Annotated in this window: 14 protein-coding genes; 9 read left to right on the forward strand and 5 right to left on the reverse strand. The window is 65.3% G+C overall.

Going from position 1 to position 14,309, the window contains the following annotated elements; all coding sequences use genetic code 11:
• Positions 1 to 4 precede the first annotated feature (4 nt).
• Together ACSQ23_RS18505 and nagA are read left to right on the forward strand one after the other, a co-directional pair.
• Complete coding sequence (locus tag ACSQ23_RS18505) at positions 5 to 799, forward strand: sugar isomerase domain-containing protein (RefSeq protein ID WP_436091479.1); 795 nt, start codon at positions 5 to 7, stop codon at positions 797 to 799.
• A gap of 52 nt (positions 800 to 851) precedes the next feature.
• A complete protein-coding gene (gene nagA, locus ACSQ23_RS18510) occupies positions 852 to 1,979 on the forward strand; it encodes an N-acetylglucosamine-6-phosphate deacetylase (protein WP_436091480.1) in 1,128 nt (375 codons plus the stop codon).
• Between the two features lie 182 nt (positions 1,980 to 2,161).
• Here the strand turns inward: nagA and ACSQ23_RS18515 are convergent, their stop codons facing one another.
• Entirely contained in the window at positions 2,162 to 2,440 is a 279-nt protein-coding gene (locus ACSQ23_RS18515; RefSeq protein WP_156387325.1) for a hypothetical protein, read from the reverse strand.
• Between the two features lie 129 nt (positions 2,441 to 2,569).
• Here ACSQ23_RS18515 and ACSQ23_RS18520 point away from each other — a divergent pair, with 129 nt between their 5' ends.
• From ACSQ23_RS18520 to ACSQ23_RS18530, 3 genes are read left to right on the forward strand one after another with little or no spacing between them, the layout of a single operon-like run.
• Entirely contained in the window at positions 2,570 to 3,382 is an 813-nt protein-coding gene (locus ACSQ23_RS18520) for a BtpA/SgcQ family protein (RefSeq protein WP_055879463.1), read from the forward strand.
• Complete coding sequence (locus tag ACSQ23_RS18525) at positions 3,382 to 4,479, forward strand: M42 family metallopeptidase (protein ID WP_436091481.1); 1,098 nt, start codon at positions 3,382 to 3,384, stop codon at positions 4,477 to 4,479. Before ACSQ23_RS18520 ends, ACSQ23_RS18525 begins: the two co-directional genes overlap by 1 nt.
• Entirely contained in the window at positions 4,476 to 5,966 is a 1,491-nt protein-coding gene (locus tag ACSQ23_RS18530) for an FGGY-family carbohydrate kinase (protein ID WP_436091482.1), read from the forward strand. Before ACSQ23_RS18525 ends, ACSQ23_RS18530 begins: the two co-directional genes overlap by 4 nt.
• Before the next feature lie 198 nt (positions 5,967 to 6,164).
• Here ACSQ23_RS18530 and ACSQ23_RS18535 read toward each other — a convergent pair whose 3' ends face one another.
• The 4 genes from ACSQ23_RS18535 to ACSQ23_RS18550 all read right to left on the reverse strand — a co-directional run bounded on the left by ACSQ23_RS18535 (position 6,165) and on the right by ACSQ23_RS18550 (position 10,771).
• Positions 6,165 to 7,100 (reverse strand): carbohydrate ABC transporter permease, encoded by a 936-nt coding sequence (locus ACSQ23_RS18535; protein ID WP_055879472.1) that lies wholly within the window; start codon positions 7,098 to 7,100, stop codon positions 6,165 to 6,167.
• Positions 7,100 to 8,194, reverse strand: coding sequence for a carbohydrate ABC transporter permease (locus ACSQ23_RS18540; protein WP_055879474.1), 1,095 nt, complete (start codon positions 8,192 to 8,194; stop codon positions 7,100 to 7,102). The genes ACSQ23_RS18535 and ACSQ23_RS18540 overlap by 1 nt, the downstream gene beginning before the upstream one ends.
• 91 nt (positions 8,195 to 8,285) lie before the next feature.
• Positions 8,286 to 9,863 (reverse strand): extracellular solute-binding protein, encoded by a 1,578-nt coding sequence (locus tag ACSQ23_RS18545; protein WP_407065066.1) that lies wholly within the window; start codon positions 9,861 to 9,863, stop codon positions 8,286 to 8,288.
• Between the two features lie 455 nt (positions 9,864 to 10,318).
• Positions 10,319 to 10,771: an RbsD/FucU family protein gene (locus tag ACSQ23_RS18550; protein WP_055997456.1), complete on the reverse strand. Its 453-nt coding sequence runs from the start codon at positions 10,769 to 10,771 to the stop codon at positions 10,319 to 10,321.
• A gap of 146 nt (positions 10,772 to 10,917) precedes the next feature.
• On the opposite strand from ACSQ23_RS18550, the gene rfbB reads away from it, so the two are divergent.
• From rfbB to rfbC, 4 genes are read left to right on the forward strand one after another with little or no spacing between them, the layout of a single operon-like run.
• Positions 10,918 to 11,976, forward strand: a complete 1,059-nt coding sequence (gene rfbB / locus ACSQ23_RS18555) for a dTDP-glucose 4,6-dehydratase (RefSeq protein WP_436091483.1) — start codon at positions 10,918 to 10,920, stop codon at positions 11,974 to 11,976.
• Positions 11,973 to 12,869 (forward strand): dTDP-4-dehydrorhamnose reductase, encoded by an 897-nt coding sequence (rfbD, locus tag ACSQ23_RS18560; RefSeq protein ID WP_436091484.1) that lies wholly within the window; start codon positions 11,973 to 11,975, stop codon positions 12,867 to 12,869. Before rfbB ends, rfbD begins: the two co-directional genes overlap by 4 nt.
• Positions 12,866 to 13,747: a glucose-1-phosphate thymidylyltransferase RfbA gene (gene rfbA, locus ACSQ23_RS18565; RefSeq protein ID WP_055879487.1), complete on the forward strand. Its 882-nt coding sequence runs from the start codon at positions 12,866 to 12,868 to the stop codon at positions 13,745 to 13,747. Before rfbD ends, rfbA begins: the two co-directional genes overlap by 4 nt.
• Positions 13,747 to 14,295 carry a dTDP-4-dehydrorhamnose 3,5-epimerase gene (rfbC, locus tag ACSQ23_RS18570; protein ID WP_436091485.1) on the forward strand — a complete coding sequence of 183 codons (549 nt, stop codon included), beginning with the start codon at positions 13,747 to 13,749 and terminating at the stop codon, positions 14,293 to 14,295. The genes rfbA and rfbC overlap by 1 nt, the downstream gene beginning before the upstream one ends.
• The last annotated feature ends 14 nt before the right edge of the window (positions 14,296 to 14,309 follow it).

Consider the following 14,309-nt stretch of genomic DNA (forward strand, 5'->3'; position numbering starts at 1 on the left):
ACTCATGTCTACCCTCTATATCAGCAAGCTCGTGAAGATCGCCGAGGCGGCGGCCGCAGCGAATGCCGACGCCTTCGACAAGGCCTCGTCCGCGGTCGCGGAAACCCTCGCTAACAAGGGCCTGGTGCATCTCTACGGTTCGGGCCACTCGGTGCTGCCGGTGCAGGAAACCTACCCGCGCTACGGCTCCTATGTCGGCTTCAACCCGCTGACCGACCCGCGCGTCATGTGGCACAACATCCTCGGCGCCGGCGGCGTGCGAGAGCTGCTCTGGCTCGAGCGCACCGAAAAGTACGCCGAGAAGTTCCTCGACCATCAGCCGCTGAACGCCGGCGACACCATCGTGATCTTCGGCCATTCCGGCTCGAACGCCTCGGGCATCGATACGGCGCTCTACGCCAAGGAGCGCGGCCTGACGGTGATCGCCATCACCGCGCAGTCCAATGCCGGGAAGCCCGCAACGCACTCTTCGGGCAAGCGCCTGCCGCACGCAGCCGACATCGTGATCGACACCGGCTCGCCGGTCGAGGATGCGATCGTCAACATCAAGGGCTGGTCGCGTCCGGTGGCCGGTTCCTCGACGGTGCTTGCCATGATGATGATGCACGAGCTCCTCGCCGAGAGCGCCCAGAAGCTCGCCGACCGCGGCATCGAGCTGCCGGTGTTTGCTTCGCCGACCATCCCGGGCGTGACGCTGCACGACACCGACATCATCTACGGCCAGTACCGCGAGCGCATGCTGGAAGCGCAGCAGAAGCACCTGCCGCAGTTCAAGAAGTCCATGGCCAAGGAAGGCTGACGGACGAGTCCCGGGCGGAAGCTGACCCTGACGCCCGGGACGTTTCTCTACCATGACCCAGACACTCACTGCCTATACCGGCGCCCGCATCTTCGATGGCGAGACGTGGCACGATGATGCCGCGCTCGTCGTCGCTGACGGCGTCATGCATACCATCGGCGATGCTCCCACTGGCGCCACGCGCGTGCCCCTCGATGGCGGGGTGCTGGCGCCCGGGCTGATCGATCTGCAGGTGAATGGCGGTGGCGGGCACCTGGTGGGGCCGGGAACCACCGCGGACGACTTGGGCGTGGTCTGCGCCACGCACCGCGCATTCGGGGTGACCGGGCTGCTGCCGACGCTGATCACCGACACGGGCGAAGTCACCGACGCGGTGCTGGCGGCCGGGGCCGAGGCGGCGCGGCGGCAAGTGCCGGGTTTTCTTGGGCTGCATCTCGAGGGGCCGCATCTATCGCTCGCGCGAAAGGGGGCGCACGATCCGGCGCTGATCCGGCCGATGGATGAGGCGGACCTGGTGCGGCTGGAGCGGGCGCGCGGCGCCCTGCCCCACCTGCTGGTGACAGTCGCCGCCGAGACGGTAACGCCGGAGCAGATTGCCCGGTTGGTGCGCGCCGGCATCGTCGTCAGCATCGGGCATTCGGATGCTTCGTTCGAGGTGACTTCGGCGGCGATGCGGGCCGGGGCGAGCATGGCGACGCACCTGTTCAACGCGATGAGCCAGATCGGCAACCGCGACCCTGGCGTGGTCGGCGCGGCGCTGCACCATGGCAGCGTCTGGGCCGGACTGATCGCCGATGGCATTCACGTGCACCCGGCGACACTGGGGCTGGCGCTCAGGGCCAAGACCGGACCGGGACGCATCTTCCTCGTCTCGGATTCGATGTCGCAAGCCGGTACTGACTTGACGAGCTTCTCGCTCAACGGACGAACGATCTACCGCCAGGACGGCGCATTGCGGCTCGGCGACGGCACACTGGCCGGGGCCGACCTGACACTCGATGCCGCGGTGCGGTACATGCACCTGACGTTCGGGCTGGAGCTAGGTGAGTGCCTGAGGATGGCGTCACTCTATCCCGCGCAGGCGATCGGGGCGAAGGGGTTGGGGCGATTGGTGCCCGGAGCCGAAGCTGATCTCGCGTGGCTGGATAGCGAGCTGAAGCCTCGCGTTTTGCCTCGATAAGCCCCTCCAACTCGGTGTCATCCCAGCGAAAGCTGGGACCCAACTATCAGCTGGCGCGGGTTGTGAAATGGGTCCCAGCTTTCGCTGGGATGACAGCCGGTGGGTGTGTAATCACCGGGAGCATTTCGCGTTCTCGCGCCCTCGCACCGCAAAAGTCTGCAACTCTTGCTTAGCGCCCCGACCTACTCCCGAAAACTATAGCGCGGGGCGGTTTCGGGTTGCAGCAGGATGGCGCGCAGGTCGCTGTCGCCGGCCGCGTAATCGACCATCTCGGCCGGCGGTTTCGACATGGCCTGCACCCCGATCCAGCCGGCGACCAGCACGCCGACGAGAATGCCGGCGCCGGTGAAGCGGTATTTGCGGGCGCGCTTGGCGATCCGTCCGGGCAGCAACAGCAGCCAGACCACGGGGATCAGCAGGAGGAGAAAGAGCAGTTCCATCTCGGGGAACCTCGCACTCATTCCCGTGCACTCTACCGGATCGTGGTTAAGGATTGGTGTGGAGCACCCTCTCGACCCGCCGCGGGCCGTAGACGCCGGGCGTTGCCGCTGCTACGCATAGGCGTCTAGTAAAGCGGTTTACAAAAAACAATGACAAGCAAATTCAAGACGGTGTTCGGCGACAAGAAGCCGGTGATTGCCATGGTGCATCTGGGGGCGCTGCCGGGCGCGCCGCTGCACGACTACGAGGGGGGCGTGGAGGCCATCGTCGAGGGGGCCCGCAAGGACCTCGTGGCGCTGCAAGCGGCCGGGTTCGATGCCGTGATGTTCGGCAACGAGAATGACCGGCCGTATGAATTCGAGGTCGATACCGCCTCGACCGCGACCATGGGCTACGTCATCGGGCGGCTGCGCTCGGAGATCACCGTGCCGTTCGGCGTCAACGTTTTGTGGGATCCGGAGAGTTCGATCGCATTGGCTGCGGCGACCGGCGCGCGCTTCGTGCGCGAGATCTTCACCGGCACCTATGCCTCAGACATGGGGCCGTGGACGCCGGATGCCGGCAAGGCGATGCGCTATCGCGACCGGCTGGGCCGGCAGGACCTGGCGCTGCTCTACAATGTCTCGGCCGAGTTCGCCTATTCGCTGGACCAGCGGCCGCTGAGCGACCGGGCCCGCAGCGCGGTGTTCTCGTCGATCCCCGATGCGATCCTTGTTTCGGGCGCGATCACCGGTGAGGCGGCCAAGATGGTCGACCTCGAAGCGGTGAAGAAGGCGCTGCCGACCACGCCGGTACTGGCCAATACCGGCGTGAAGCACGCGACGGTGGCCGAGGTGCTCAACGTCGCCGACGGCTGCATTGTCGGCTCGTCGCTGAAGGTCGATGGCGACACCTGGAAGGCCGTGGATGCCGACCGGGCCGCCGAGTTTATGCGGCTGGTCCGCGCGGCGCGGGGGTACTGATGAGCCTCAAGCAATGGGCAATCGACCTGATGCTCATTCCCGGGCTCTCGGGCTATGAGGGACGGGTCAGGAAATATCTGAAGGCAGCGATGGCGGGGCTGGGGATCACCTCCACGACCGACCGGCTGGGCAACCTGATCGCGACGCTGCCGGGCGACAAGGGTGCGCCCAGCGTCATGCTGTTCGCGCATATGGACCAGCTCGGCCTGATCGTGAGGAAGATCGAGCCGAACGGGATGGTTCGCGTCGAGCGGCTGGGCGGCGTACCGGAACGGGCCCTGCCGTCGACGGAGGTGCTGTTCTGCATCGGCGAAGGCGCCGATGTGCCTGGGCTGATCGCGCATAAGAGCCACCACGCGACGTCGCAGGACGAAAAGTACAAGGTGCTGCCCTACCCCGAGCTCTATATCGATGCCGGGTTCAAGTCGGCGGCCGAGGTGCTGGCGGCGGGGATCGATGTGGGAACGCCCATCGTCTATGCGCCCAAGGTGACCGAACTCGCCAATGGGCGGATCGCCGGTACGGCAGTAGACGACCGCGCCGCCTGCGCGGTGATGATCGAGGTGGCGAAGGCGCTGATCGACGTGAAGAAGCGGCCGACGGTGCATTTCGTCTTTTCCGTGCAGGAGGAGTTCAACCTCCGCGGCGCGGTGACGGCGGCGCAGGTGCTGATGCCCGATGTTGCCATCCAGCTCGACCTGATCCTTGCGACCGATACCCCCGACATGGCGGCGCGTGGCGACGTGAAGCTCGGCGGCGGGCCGGCGATGTCGCTCTACTCGTTCCACGGGCGCGGCACGCTCAACGGCACGCTGCCGCATCCGGCGATGGTGAAACTGTTCGAAGACAGCGCCATGGCGAAAAAGCTGCCGCTGCAGCGCAGCGCCCATATCGGGGCGCTGACCGACCTCAGCTATGTGCAATTGGTCGGCCAGGGCGTCGCCTCGATCGATGTGGGCTTTCCGATGCGCTACTCGCATTCGTCGCTGGAAGTCTGCGACATGGCCGACCTCGAGCAGCTGACGACGCTGCTGGTGGAAGCGCTACCGCGGATCGACAGCAAATTCAGTCTCGACAGGGACGATTACATCGGATGAGGCACTATCTCGGCATCGATATCGGGACGTTTGAATCGAAGGGCGTGCTGGTGGATGCGGAGGGGCGGATCGTCGCGAGCGCCGCCCGGCCGCACAAGATGCTGGTGCCGCAGCCTGGTTGGGCCGAGCACCGGCCGCGCGAGGACTGGTGGGGCGACTTCTGCTTTCTGAGCCAGAAGCTGATCGCCGACAGCGGTGTGGCGCCCTCAGACATCGTCGCGGTGGCGGCAAGCGCCATCGGCCCCTGCATGCTGCCGGTGGATGCAGAAGGCGAGCCGCTGATGAACGGCGTGCTCTATGGGGTCGACACCCGGGCGGCCAAGGAGATCGAGGAGCTGACGGCACGGATCGGCGAGGATGTACTGCTGAGCCGCTGCGGCAACGCGCTGACCAGCCAGTCGATCGGCCCCAAGATCCTGTGGCTGAAGCGGAACCGGCCGGAGCTCTACGCCAAGACCGCCAAGATCCTGACCTCGACCACCTACATCGTCCACAAGCTCACCGGCCGCTATGTGATCGACCACTATTCGGCGGCCAACTTCTCGCCGCTCTACGATGTCGAGAAGCTCGAGTGGACCGACGAGCTGGCCGACGACATCATCGGGCTGGAGAAACTCCCCGAGGCGATCTGGACCACCGACATTGCCGGCACGGTGACGGAGGCAGCTGCGGCCGAGACGGGTCTCGCAGTGGGGACGCCGGTGACGACGGGGACGATCGATGCGGGCGCCGAGGCGCTGAGCGTCGGGGTGCTCGACAGCGGCGACATGCTGCTGATGTACGGCTCGACCATCTTCATCATCGAGATCACGCCGGTGCGGGTACCGGATGCGCGGCTCTGGTACGCGCCGTGGTTCTTTCCCGGTAAGCATGCGGCGATGTCGGGGCTCGCGACTTCGGGGACGCTCAGCCACTGGTTCCGCGAGCAGTTCGGCAAGGAGTTGGATCCGGCCACAGCAGTGATGGCGCTGGCGCTCGAGGCGGAGGGCTCGCCGCCCGGCGCCAACGGGCTGGTGATGCTGCCCTATTTCTCGGGCGAGCGGACACCCATCCACGACACCGAGGCCAAGGGCGTGCTGTTCGGCATGAACCTGACGCACACCCGCGGCGATATCTACCGGGCGCTGTTCGAGGGCATCGCCTTCGGCACGCACCATGTGTTCGAGACCTATGCCGATGTGGGACAGCCACCCAAGGCGATCCTCGCGGCCGGCGGCGGCACCAAGAACCGGGTTTGGGCGCAGGCGACCTCGGACGTGTCGGGCCGAACGCAGATCGTGCGGCAGAAGACGGTGGGAGCGTCCTATGGCGATGCGTTCATCGCGGCGCTGGCGATCGGCGATGTGCAGCCGGACGATATCCGGACCTGGAACCCGGTGGACCACCAGATCACTCCGGACGAGACCCTCCGCGAACTCTACGAGCGGCGCTACCGGGTGTTCCGGGAGCTCTATGAGCGAAACAAGGATTTGATGCGGGAGCTTTAGCCCCGCATCGAGCTCTCGGCTCACCCCCTCCGAGCTTCGCTAGATCGCTTCGCTCTCAAGCTTCGCTTGCCTCCCCCATCAAGGGGGAGGTGGGGCCGGTATGCTGGGCCGGATGGTGCCCCAGCTACCGGCCAGCACCCTCCCCTTGACGGGGAGGGCTGGGGAGGGGTGCGAGTGTGACGCCGGCGTTTCCGGGCCCTACCCCTTCACGCTGCCGGCCGTCAGCCCGCGGATGATGTAGCGTTCGAGCAGCACGCCGACGACAACCAGCGGAGCGATGGCGGCGGTGGAGAGGGCGGCCATGCTCCACCAGTTGATGCCCTGTGAACCAGTCTGGCTGGCGACCATCACGGGGAGCGTTTTCGCGCTGGAACCGGTGAGAAGCGCGGCGAAGAAATACTCGTTCCAGCAGAGGATCAGGCTGAGAATGAAGGCGGCGACCATGCCGGGGAGCGCCATCGGCAGGATGATGCGGAAGAAGGTGCCCCAGGGGCCGAGGCCATCGACCTGCGCGGCTTCATCGAGCTCGATCGGGATGGTGTCGAACTGGTCCTTCATGATCCAGATGACGATCGGCAGGACCGTCAGGGTGTAGAGCAGGACGAGGCCGATGATGCTGTCGAGCAGCGCCAGCTCGCGGTAGAGCACGAGGAAGGGCAGCGCCAGGACGACCGGCGGCAGGATCAGCTGACTGAGGAAGAAGAAGCTCAGATCCTGGTTCTTCATCCAGAGGAACTTGTACTGGAAGCGGCTGAGGCCGTAGGCGGCGAGCGAGCCGATCAGCACGGCGAGGAACGAGGCGCCGAAGGCGGTGTAGACCGAATTAAGGAAGCGGCCGAGGAACTCGTCGCGGACGGTCGAGACCTGCCCGATGGTGTCGGGCGAGAGGCCGAGCGAGCGCCAGCCCAGCCAGTTGGGCTGGAAATCCACCCACGGGATCAGGTGGCCGAGCTGCACATCCTTGGCCACCTTCATCGAGGTGGTGATGGTCCAGTAGACCGGGAACAGCGACACGAAGGCCCAGGCCACCAGCGCGGCATAGATGCCGACCTTGCCGGCGATATGCTTCAGGCGCCGGGCACCAGCACCGGCATCGGCCGCGGTCGCGGCGGAGAGTGTTGCTTCGGCGGCCATCAGGTCATCCTCTGCATGTGCCTGCGCAGGAACTTCAGCAGCAGGGTGATGAAGATCACGATCAGCACCAGATAGAACATCGCGAGCATGGTGCCGTAGCCGACGTTCGAGCGGTCACGGTACTCGCGATAGATGAAGCTCGAGACGCTGTCGGTGGCGCCGCCGGGACCGCCCGAGGTGACGGTGATGATGATATCGGCGAGCTTGAGCTTGAAGATGATGCGCAACACGATCGCGGTGATCGAGACCGGCAGCATCAGCGGGAAGATCACCTGCCAGAAGCGCTGCCAGGGCGAAGCACCATCGACCTTGGCGGCCTCGATGACCTCCTTGGGCATGGCCTGGAGGCCCGCCAGCAAGAGGATCATCACGAACGGGATCGACACCCAGGCATCCATCGCCTCGATCCACAGCCGCGCGACCCAGGGATCGGTGAAAAAGCTCGGGTTGTTGAAGCCCAGCCACCGAGCGAAGCGCGCCACCGGGCCGAAGCGGTATTCGAGCATCGACTTGCCGACCATCCAGCTGACGGCGACCGGCGACAGCATCAACGGGATGAGGAAGACGACGCGCCAGAATTTCCGGGCGCGGATCTCGGCGTTGAGCAGCAGGGCGAGGCCAAAAGCGACGGCGTACTCGACGAGCACGAACAGCACATAGATCACCATGTTGCGCATGGCGTTCCAGTAGAACGGGTCGCGGACCAGCTGCACCAGGTTGTCGAAGCCGTTGAACTTCTGGCCGGTCAGCGAGGCGAGGTTCCAGTCGGTGAAGGCGATGGACAGGCCGAACAGGGTCGGAAAGATCGCCATGGCCACGGTGAACAAAGCCGCCGGCAGAATGAACAGCGCCTTGAGCCCGGCCTCGCCGCGCGCCATCACCATGCCGACCCCGAGCGCCACTGCCCAGAGCAGGTAGGCGTAAAGCGTGGGGCGCCAATCCTTGAGACCGAGTGGCAATATGCCGGCGGAGTTAAGCGCCTGGAGCAGGCCGACGGCGAGGAAGAGAACGCTGGCAGCGGCAATGAGCGCCCTGCCCCCGTCTTTGCGGCGACGCGAGATGGCGCCGTAGCTCGGTGATTCAGTCAACGCCATCCACGCCTCTTGGACAGTTCTCGTTCCGAACTAAATCGGCTGGTGACGGTCCGCCACCAGCCGTGGATTGTCAATCACGCCATACGCGGCACTACATGCCGAGCGACGCCTTGTAGAGCTTGATCTGGTTGTCGCGACCGATCTGGTCGGTGATCTTCTCCCAGGCGGCGGCGATGGCGTCGGCGGTTTCCTGGGCGCCGGCGTACTGGCCGTTGATGCCCTTCACCAGTTCGTCCTCGGCGATCGAGTAGTACTGGAAGATGCCGGGGATACGGGGCTCGATGGCAGCGTTCGGGTGGTTGTAGCTGTCGAGGTTCGAGCCGAGGTAATCCTCGACGAAGGCGCGATCATAGCCGGCAGCCACCCACTCATCGTACTGGAAGTGCGAGTTGCGGTAGGGCTGGAAGCCGGACGGGTAAGCTGCGGTCCACAGCGAGATGTCCTTGCCGCCCAGATGTGCGGCGGCGGACCAGGCGGCCTTGCGCTTCTTCTCGTCGCCGGAGACGCGGCTCGTGACGTACACGCCCCAGCCGATATAGGCCATGTTGGGAGCGAAGTTCTCTTTCTCCTCCCAGGCGCTGGTCTTGGAGTTGTAGACCTTCTTGGCGCCGGGGTTGATGGAGAAGCCGACCACATCGCCGACCACCGAGGTATCGGAGGTGCGGGCGTTGGAGCCGACATCGCCCCACCAGGTGAGAGCCGCGCCGGTGCCGCCGAGGAACTGCGAGAAGGCAGTGGCGTTCGGGTCGGCATTCAGCTGATCAGGCGGATAGGCGTTGGCCTTCACCAGATCGAGCACATCCTGGATGGCCTGCACCCAGGCCGGGTTGTTGACCCGCGGCTTCATGGTGTCGGGGTCGAACAGCCAGGCCGGATCATCCGGATGCTTGGCATAAGCGGCCGCGCGGTCCTCGAGGAAATAGAAGCCGAAGCCACCCCACTGATACTTCAGCGGATCGATGAAGCCGTAGGCCGGGGTTCCGGTGATCGGATCGTTCTTGCCGGTAAGAGCGGTGGCCAGCGCCGGGAAATCTTCCCAGTGCGTCGGCACGTCGGCCATGCCACTGATCGAGCCATCGCCGAAATAGTCCTTGCGGTAGGCGAAGGTGTGGCAGTCGCCGTCGATGTTGATGCGGTAGGTCTTGCCGTCCCAGGTGCCGACCGGCGCCTTGAGATAGTTCACCAGATCGTCCGCCTCGATCTGGGTCGCGACCCAGTCGGGCATCTCGTCGAGCAGGCCCTTGCCAGCGGTGTCGCCCTCGAAGGGCGCGCCCATCTCGACGATGTCGAAATCGACGGTGCCGGTGGCGATCGACTGCTGCAGGCGCGGATTGTAGTCGGCCTGGGCCAGATCGATCCAGTTGATCTTGGCGCCGGTATAGGCCTCCCACGGCTTCAGGAAGCCGCGGAACAGGAAGTTATGCAGGTTCTGGTTGTTGAGCCCCATGAAGGTCAGCTCGACGCCGGCAAACTCGCCCTCGGCGACGTTGGCCTTGGTGGCGGCGAGGCAGAGTTCACCGACCTTCTGCCAGTCGGCATCGGTGGGCGAGCCCTTGCCGACGCCGGGGATCTGCAGGATCTGGGCGCGCACGCTGTCCTGGGCGAAGGCGCGGCCGGCGAAGGTGCTGCTGAGCGCAGTGCCGGCGGCGAGCGCGGCCGCGCCCTTCATGAAGCTGCGGCGGCTGGCCTGGATGGCCGCAATCCGGTTGTAGAGTTCGAGTTTCACGTCTGTTCTCCCTCAAAGCGCCGCTTCCAGCGGCGTTGTCGCCTCCGCGCCGGCGCTCGATGGGAAACTGAACGTGCAGGTCGGGCCGCGCCACGGCGCAACCCAAGTCCCTCAACCCCTGCCGACGTCCCTCCCCAGGGAGCGCTCCCTTATGTGCGGGATGCTGAGGAATGGTATGGAGCTAACATGTTAGAAGTCAACATGTTGGCGAGACCCCGGAGCCCCTGCAGCGCACAAAGTGGGGGTTGCATTCATCAGTGAGTAGTGAGTGCTTTCACCAGTGAATGCACAATTTCGGCAGGAGCGCCTCCCGGCCTTGCTCGCTCGGTGGGCGCTCCAGGTGTTTTGCTGGTCACGCTTTCGAACCGGAAAAGTCTGCAACTTTTCCTGAAAGCGCTTTAGGCCTCGGGTGGCAGCACACCCTTTTTGAGGATGAAACAGCCGTAGAAGCGGCGCTCGCCGGTCTGAATCACCACGTAGGAGTGCTTGGCTGCCTCGTAGAAGGCAAAGCGCTCGATCGAGCCCATCGGCGAGGGCTTGCCCTCGGCCTTGTCGATCGCCGCCTGTACTTCGAGCTGCACCGGCGGCACCTCGTCGGGCTTACCGACGATCTCCATGCGCAAAGCCGGGTGCGGCACGAAGCTGTCGAGCGGCATCAGCGACAGAATCGCCTCGGCCGCACGGCCGGCAGTGACATTCTCGAGCTTCAGCAGCTTGCCGTAGACGGTCTGGCGGGCAATCGAATCCGAGGGAAAATTCATGTCGGCGATGATCAAATCGTCGCCGTGGCCCATGGACTTGAGCGCATGCAGCACGTCGGCATTCAGAACGGGATCGAGCCCCTTGAGCATGGTTTCCTCCTCCAAGGATGAGGCTGATTAGCATGCGGACACCAGGTGTGCATCCCCGACTGCCGCCCCGATCTCCCCAGCGCACCGCGGTAGCAGATCATGGGCATTGCGGCTAAGGTCCGCCAGCGAAAGGGGACGACCAAACGATGACGATCCTGGTGACGGGCGGCGCGGGCTTCATCGGCTCAAACTTTGTGCTCGATTGGCTGGCGGCCAACGATGAGCCGGTGGTGACGCTTGACGCTCTGACCTATGCCGGCAACCTCGCCAACCTCACGTCGCTCGCCGGCGACAGCCGACACCAGTTCGTGCGCGGCTCGATCGGCGACAGCGCCCTGGTCGGCCGATTGCTGCGCGGACACGACGTGCGGGCCGTCATCAATTTGGCTGCGGAGAGCCATGTCGACCGGTCGATCTCCGGCCCTGCGCCGTTCTTCGAGACCAATGTAATGGGGACGCTGCACCTGCTCGAGGCAGTGAAGGCCTATGTCACCGGGCTCGAGGAGACGAAGCGGCGGGATTTCCGCTTCCTCCACGTCTCGACCGACGAGGTCTATGGCACGCTGGCGCGCGACGAGGCGCCGTTCGCCGAGACCAACCCGTACAAGCCGAACAGTCCCTATGCGGCGTCGAAGGCCTCATCCGACCATCTGGTGCGGGCCTATCGCGAAACCTATGGGCTCGCGACCATCGTTACCAACTGCTCGAACAATTACGGGCCGCTGCAATTTCCTGAGAAACTGATTCCGCTGATCGTCCATAACGCATTGAGCGGCAAGGCTTTGCCGCTCTATGGCGATGGGCTGCAGGTGCGTGACTGGCTGTATGTCGGCGACCACTGCTCGGCGCTGCGCCGAGTGCTCGAGGCCGGCGCGCCGGGCGAGACCTACAATATCGGCGGCGACAACCAGAAGACCAATATCGCGGTGGTACGGACCATCTGCGCGTTGCTCGATGCCAGGCGACCGCGGCCCGATGGCGCGAGCTACGCAGCGCAGATCACTCATGTGGCCGACAGGCCGGGGCATGACCGGCGCTACGCCATCGACCCTACCAAGCTTGCCGGCGAGCTCGGGTGGCGCCCCGCAGTGGTGTTCGAGGAGGGCCTGGCGAAGACCGTCGACTGGTATCTTGGCAACGAAGCCTGGGTTACCGACGTGACCAATGGCGCCTATCGCGAATGGGTGGCGAGGCAGTACGGATGAGACTGCTGATCCTGGGACGCGACGGCCAGGTCGGCACGGCGCTGACGCAATTGCTGGCCCCGCTCGGTACGATCGTTGCGTTCGGCCGCGAGGGCGCGGACCTGGCACACCCGGAAGGGCTGGCGAAGATAGTCGACCGCGAGCAGCCGGACGTGATCGTCAATGCCGGCGCCTACACCGCCGTCGACCAGGCCGAGAGCGAACCCGAGCTGGCGCAGCTGGTGAATGCCGATGGGCCGGCTGCACTGGCCCGCGCGGCGGCGGAACGCGATGCCTGGCTGATCCACTACTCCACCGATTACGTGTTCGACGGCGAGAAGCCAGGACCCTATGTCGAGGATGATGCGACGGCGCCGCTCAACGTCTATGGCGCAAGCAAACGCGCCGGCGAGCAGGCGATCGGCAAGGCGGACGGCAAGCACCTGATCTTTCGGACCAGCTGGGTGCACGCGCCGGGTCGCAGCAACTTCGTCGCCAAAATTCTGGGGCTGGCGCAAAGCCGTGACGAGCTCAGGGTGATCGACGACCAGGTTGGGGCGCCGACCAGCGCCCGGCTGATTGCCGAGGTAACGGCCCGCGCCGTGGCGCAGATCGCCCACGACCGCCCGCTCGCCCGCGGCATCTACCACCTTGCCGCGGCAGGCGAGACGAGCTGGCACGGCTATGCAAGCTACATCATCGGCGAAGCTGTTCGGCGGGGCGTACCACTTAAGCTGCGCCCGGAGCGGGTGTTGCCGGTGCCTTCCAGCGCCTTCCCCTCGCCAGCCAGGCGGCCGCACAATTCGCGCCTTTCCACGCACAAGCTGCGCAGCGCGCTCGGCATCGAGCTGCCCGACTGGCAAGCCGACGTGCTGGGAACGCTCGACACCCTGCTTCCGGAGACCATCCGATGACGCGCCGCGGCATCATTCTCGCCGGCGGCGCCGGGACGCGCCTCCACCCCGCGACACTGACGGTCTCCAAGCAGCTGCTGCCGGTCTACGACAAGCCGATGATCTACTATCCGCTGTCGACGCTGATGAGCGGCGGCATGCGCGAAGTGCTGGTGATCTCGACGCCGGAGGACCTGCCGCGGTTCCGCACCCTGCTCGGCGACGGCCGGCAATGGGGGATGGAACTGAGCTACGTGGTGCAGCCGAGCCCGGACGGGCTGGCGCAGGCGTTCATCCTCGGCGCGGATTTCGTCCGCGGCGGCCCCTCGGCGCTGATCCTCGGCGACAACATCTTCTTCGGCCATGACCTGACAAAACTGCTGCAAGTCGCCGACCGGCAGGCGCAGGGCTCGACGGTGTTCGCCTATCACGTGAACGACCCCGAGCGTTATGGCGTGGTGGAGTTCGACCATGCCGGTGCGGCGATCTCGATCGAGGAGAAGCCTGAGCTCCCCAAATCGAACTACGCCGTGACCGGGCTCTATTTCTACGACGCCGAAGTGGTCGAGCTGGTGCGGAGCCTGAAACCATCGGCGCGCGGTGAGCTTGAGATCACCGACCTCAACCGCCTCTATCTGGAGCGTGGCACCCTCAATGTACAGCGGATGGGCCGCGGCTTTGCCTGGCTCGACACCGGTACACATGACTCACTGCTCGAGGCTGGGCAGTTCATCGCAACGCTGGAGAAGCGGCAGGGCTTCAAGGTCGCCTGCCCGGAGGAAATCGCCTGGCGTAACGGCTGGATCGACGATGAAGCGCTGGCGCGACTCGCACAGCCACTTAGAAAGAGCGGCTACGGCATGTATCTCATGGCGCTGCTGCGCGAAGGGCGAGGCTGATGGACGTCGAGCGACTGGACATCGATGGGTTGATGGTGTTCGAGCCGCGCGTATTCGAGGACGAGCGCGGCGCCTTCTTCGAGAGCTTCAACGAGGCCAGGTTCCGCGAGGCGACTGGTTTCGACGCCAACTTCGTGCAGGACAACCACTCGATCAGCCACAAGGGCGTGCTGCGCGGGCTGCACTACCAGCTGCCGCCGCACGCCCAGGGCAAGCTGGTGCGCGTGCTCGCCGGCGCCGCGTTCGACGTCGCCGTGGATATTCGCGAGGGTTCGCCCACGTTCGGCAAATGGGCGGGGGTGGAACTCAGCGCGGCGAACCGCAAGCAGCTCTGGATCCCAGCCGGGTTCGCGCACGGGTTCCTGGCGCTCGAGCATGGGACCGAGTTCTTGTACAAGACCACCGATTTCTGGCACGCGGCGAGCGACCGCAGCATCCGCTGGGATGATCCGGAGATCGCCGTGGCGTGGCCATTGACCGGGGCTCCGGTGGTTTCGCGAAAGGATGCGGCGGCGCCGAGTCTGGCGGCCGCCACTCGAGGCGACTGAGGCAGGCGAGCCTG

The organism is Devosia sp. LjRoot16, from assembly GCF_964252795.1.
Classification (GTDB): domain Bacteria; phylum Pseudomonadota; class Alphaproteobacteria; order Rhizobiales; family Devosiaceae; genus Devosia_A.

Coding starts and splice junctions, on each gene's coding strand:
- ACSQ23_RS18505 (WP_436091479.1), top strand. CDS start 5: ATGTCTACCCTCTATATCAGCAAGCTCGTGAAGATCGCCGAGGCGGCG.
- nagA (WP_436091480.1), top strand. CDS start 852: ATGACCCAGACACTCACTGCCTATACCGGCGCCCGCATCTTCGATGGC.
- ACSQ23_RS18515 (WP_156387325.1), bottom strand. CDS start 2,440: ATGAGTGCGAGGTTCCCCGAGATGGAACTGCTCTTTCTCCTCCTGCTG.
- ACSQ23_RS18520 (WP_055879463.1), top strand. CDS start 2,570: ATGACAAGCAAATTCAAGACGGTGTTCGGCGACAAGAAGCCGGTGATT.
- ACSQ23_RS18525 (WP_436091481.1), top strand. CDS start 3,382: ATGAGCCTCAAGCAATGGGCAATCGACCTGATGCTCATTCCCGGGCTC.
- ACSQ23_RS18530 (WP_436091482.1), top strand. CDS start 4,476: ATGAGGCACTATCTCGGCATCGATATCGGGACGTTTGAATCGAAGGGC.
- ACSQ23_RS18535 (WP_055879472.1), bottom strand. CDS start 7,100: ATGGCCGCCGAAGCAACACTCTCCGCCGCGACCGCGGCCGATGCCGGT.
- ACSQ23_RS18540 (WP_055879474.1), bottom strand. CDS start 8,194: ATGGCGTTGACTGAATCACCGAGCTACGGCGCCATCTCGCGTCGCCGC.
- ACSQ23_RS18545 (WP_407065066.1), bottom strand. CDS start 9,863: ATGAAGGGCGCGGCCGCGCTCGCCGCCGGCACTGCGCTCAGCAGCACC.
- ACSQ23_RS18550 (WP_055997456.1), bottom strand. CDS start 10,771: ATGCTCAAGGGGCTCGATCCCGTTCTGAATGCCGACGTGCTGCATGCG.
- rfbB (WP_436091483.1), top strand. CDS start 10,918: ATGACGATCCTGGTGACGGGCGGCGCGGGCTTCATCGGCTCAAACTTT.
- rfbD (WP_436091484.1), top strand. CDS start 11,973: ATGAGACTGCTGATCCTGGGACGCGACGGCCAGGTCGGCACGGCGCTG.
- rfbA (WP_055879487.1), top strand. CDS start 12,866: ATGACGCGCCGCGGCATCATTCTCGCCGGCGGCGCCGGGACGCGCCTC.
- rfbC (WP_436091485.1), top strand. CDS start 13,747: ATGGACGTCGAGCGACTGGACATCGATGGGTTGATGGTGTTCGAGCCG.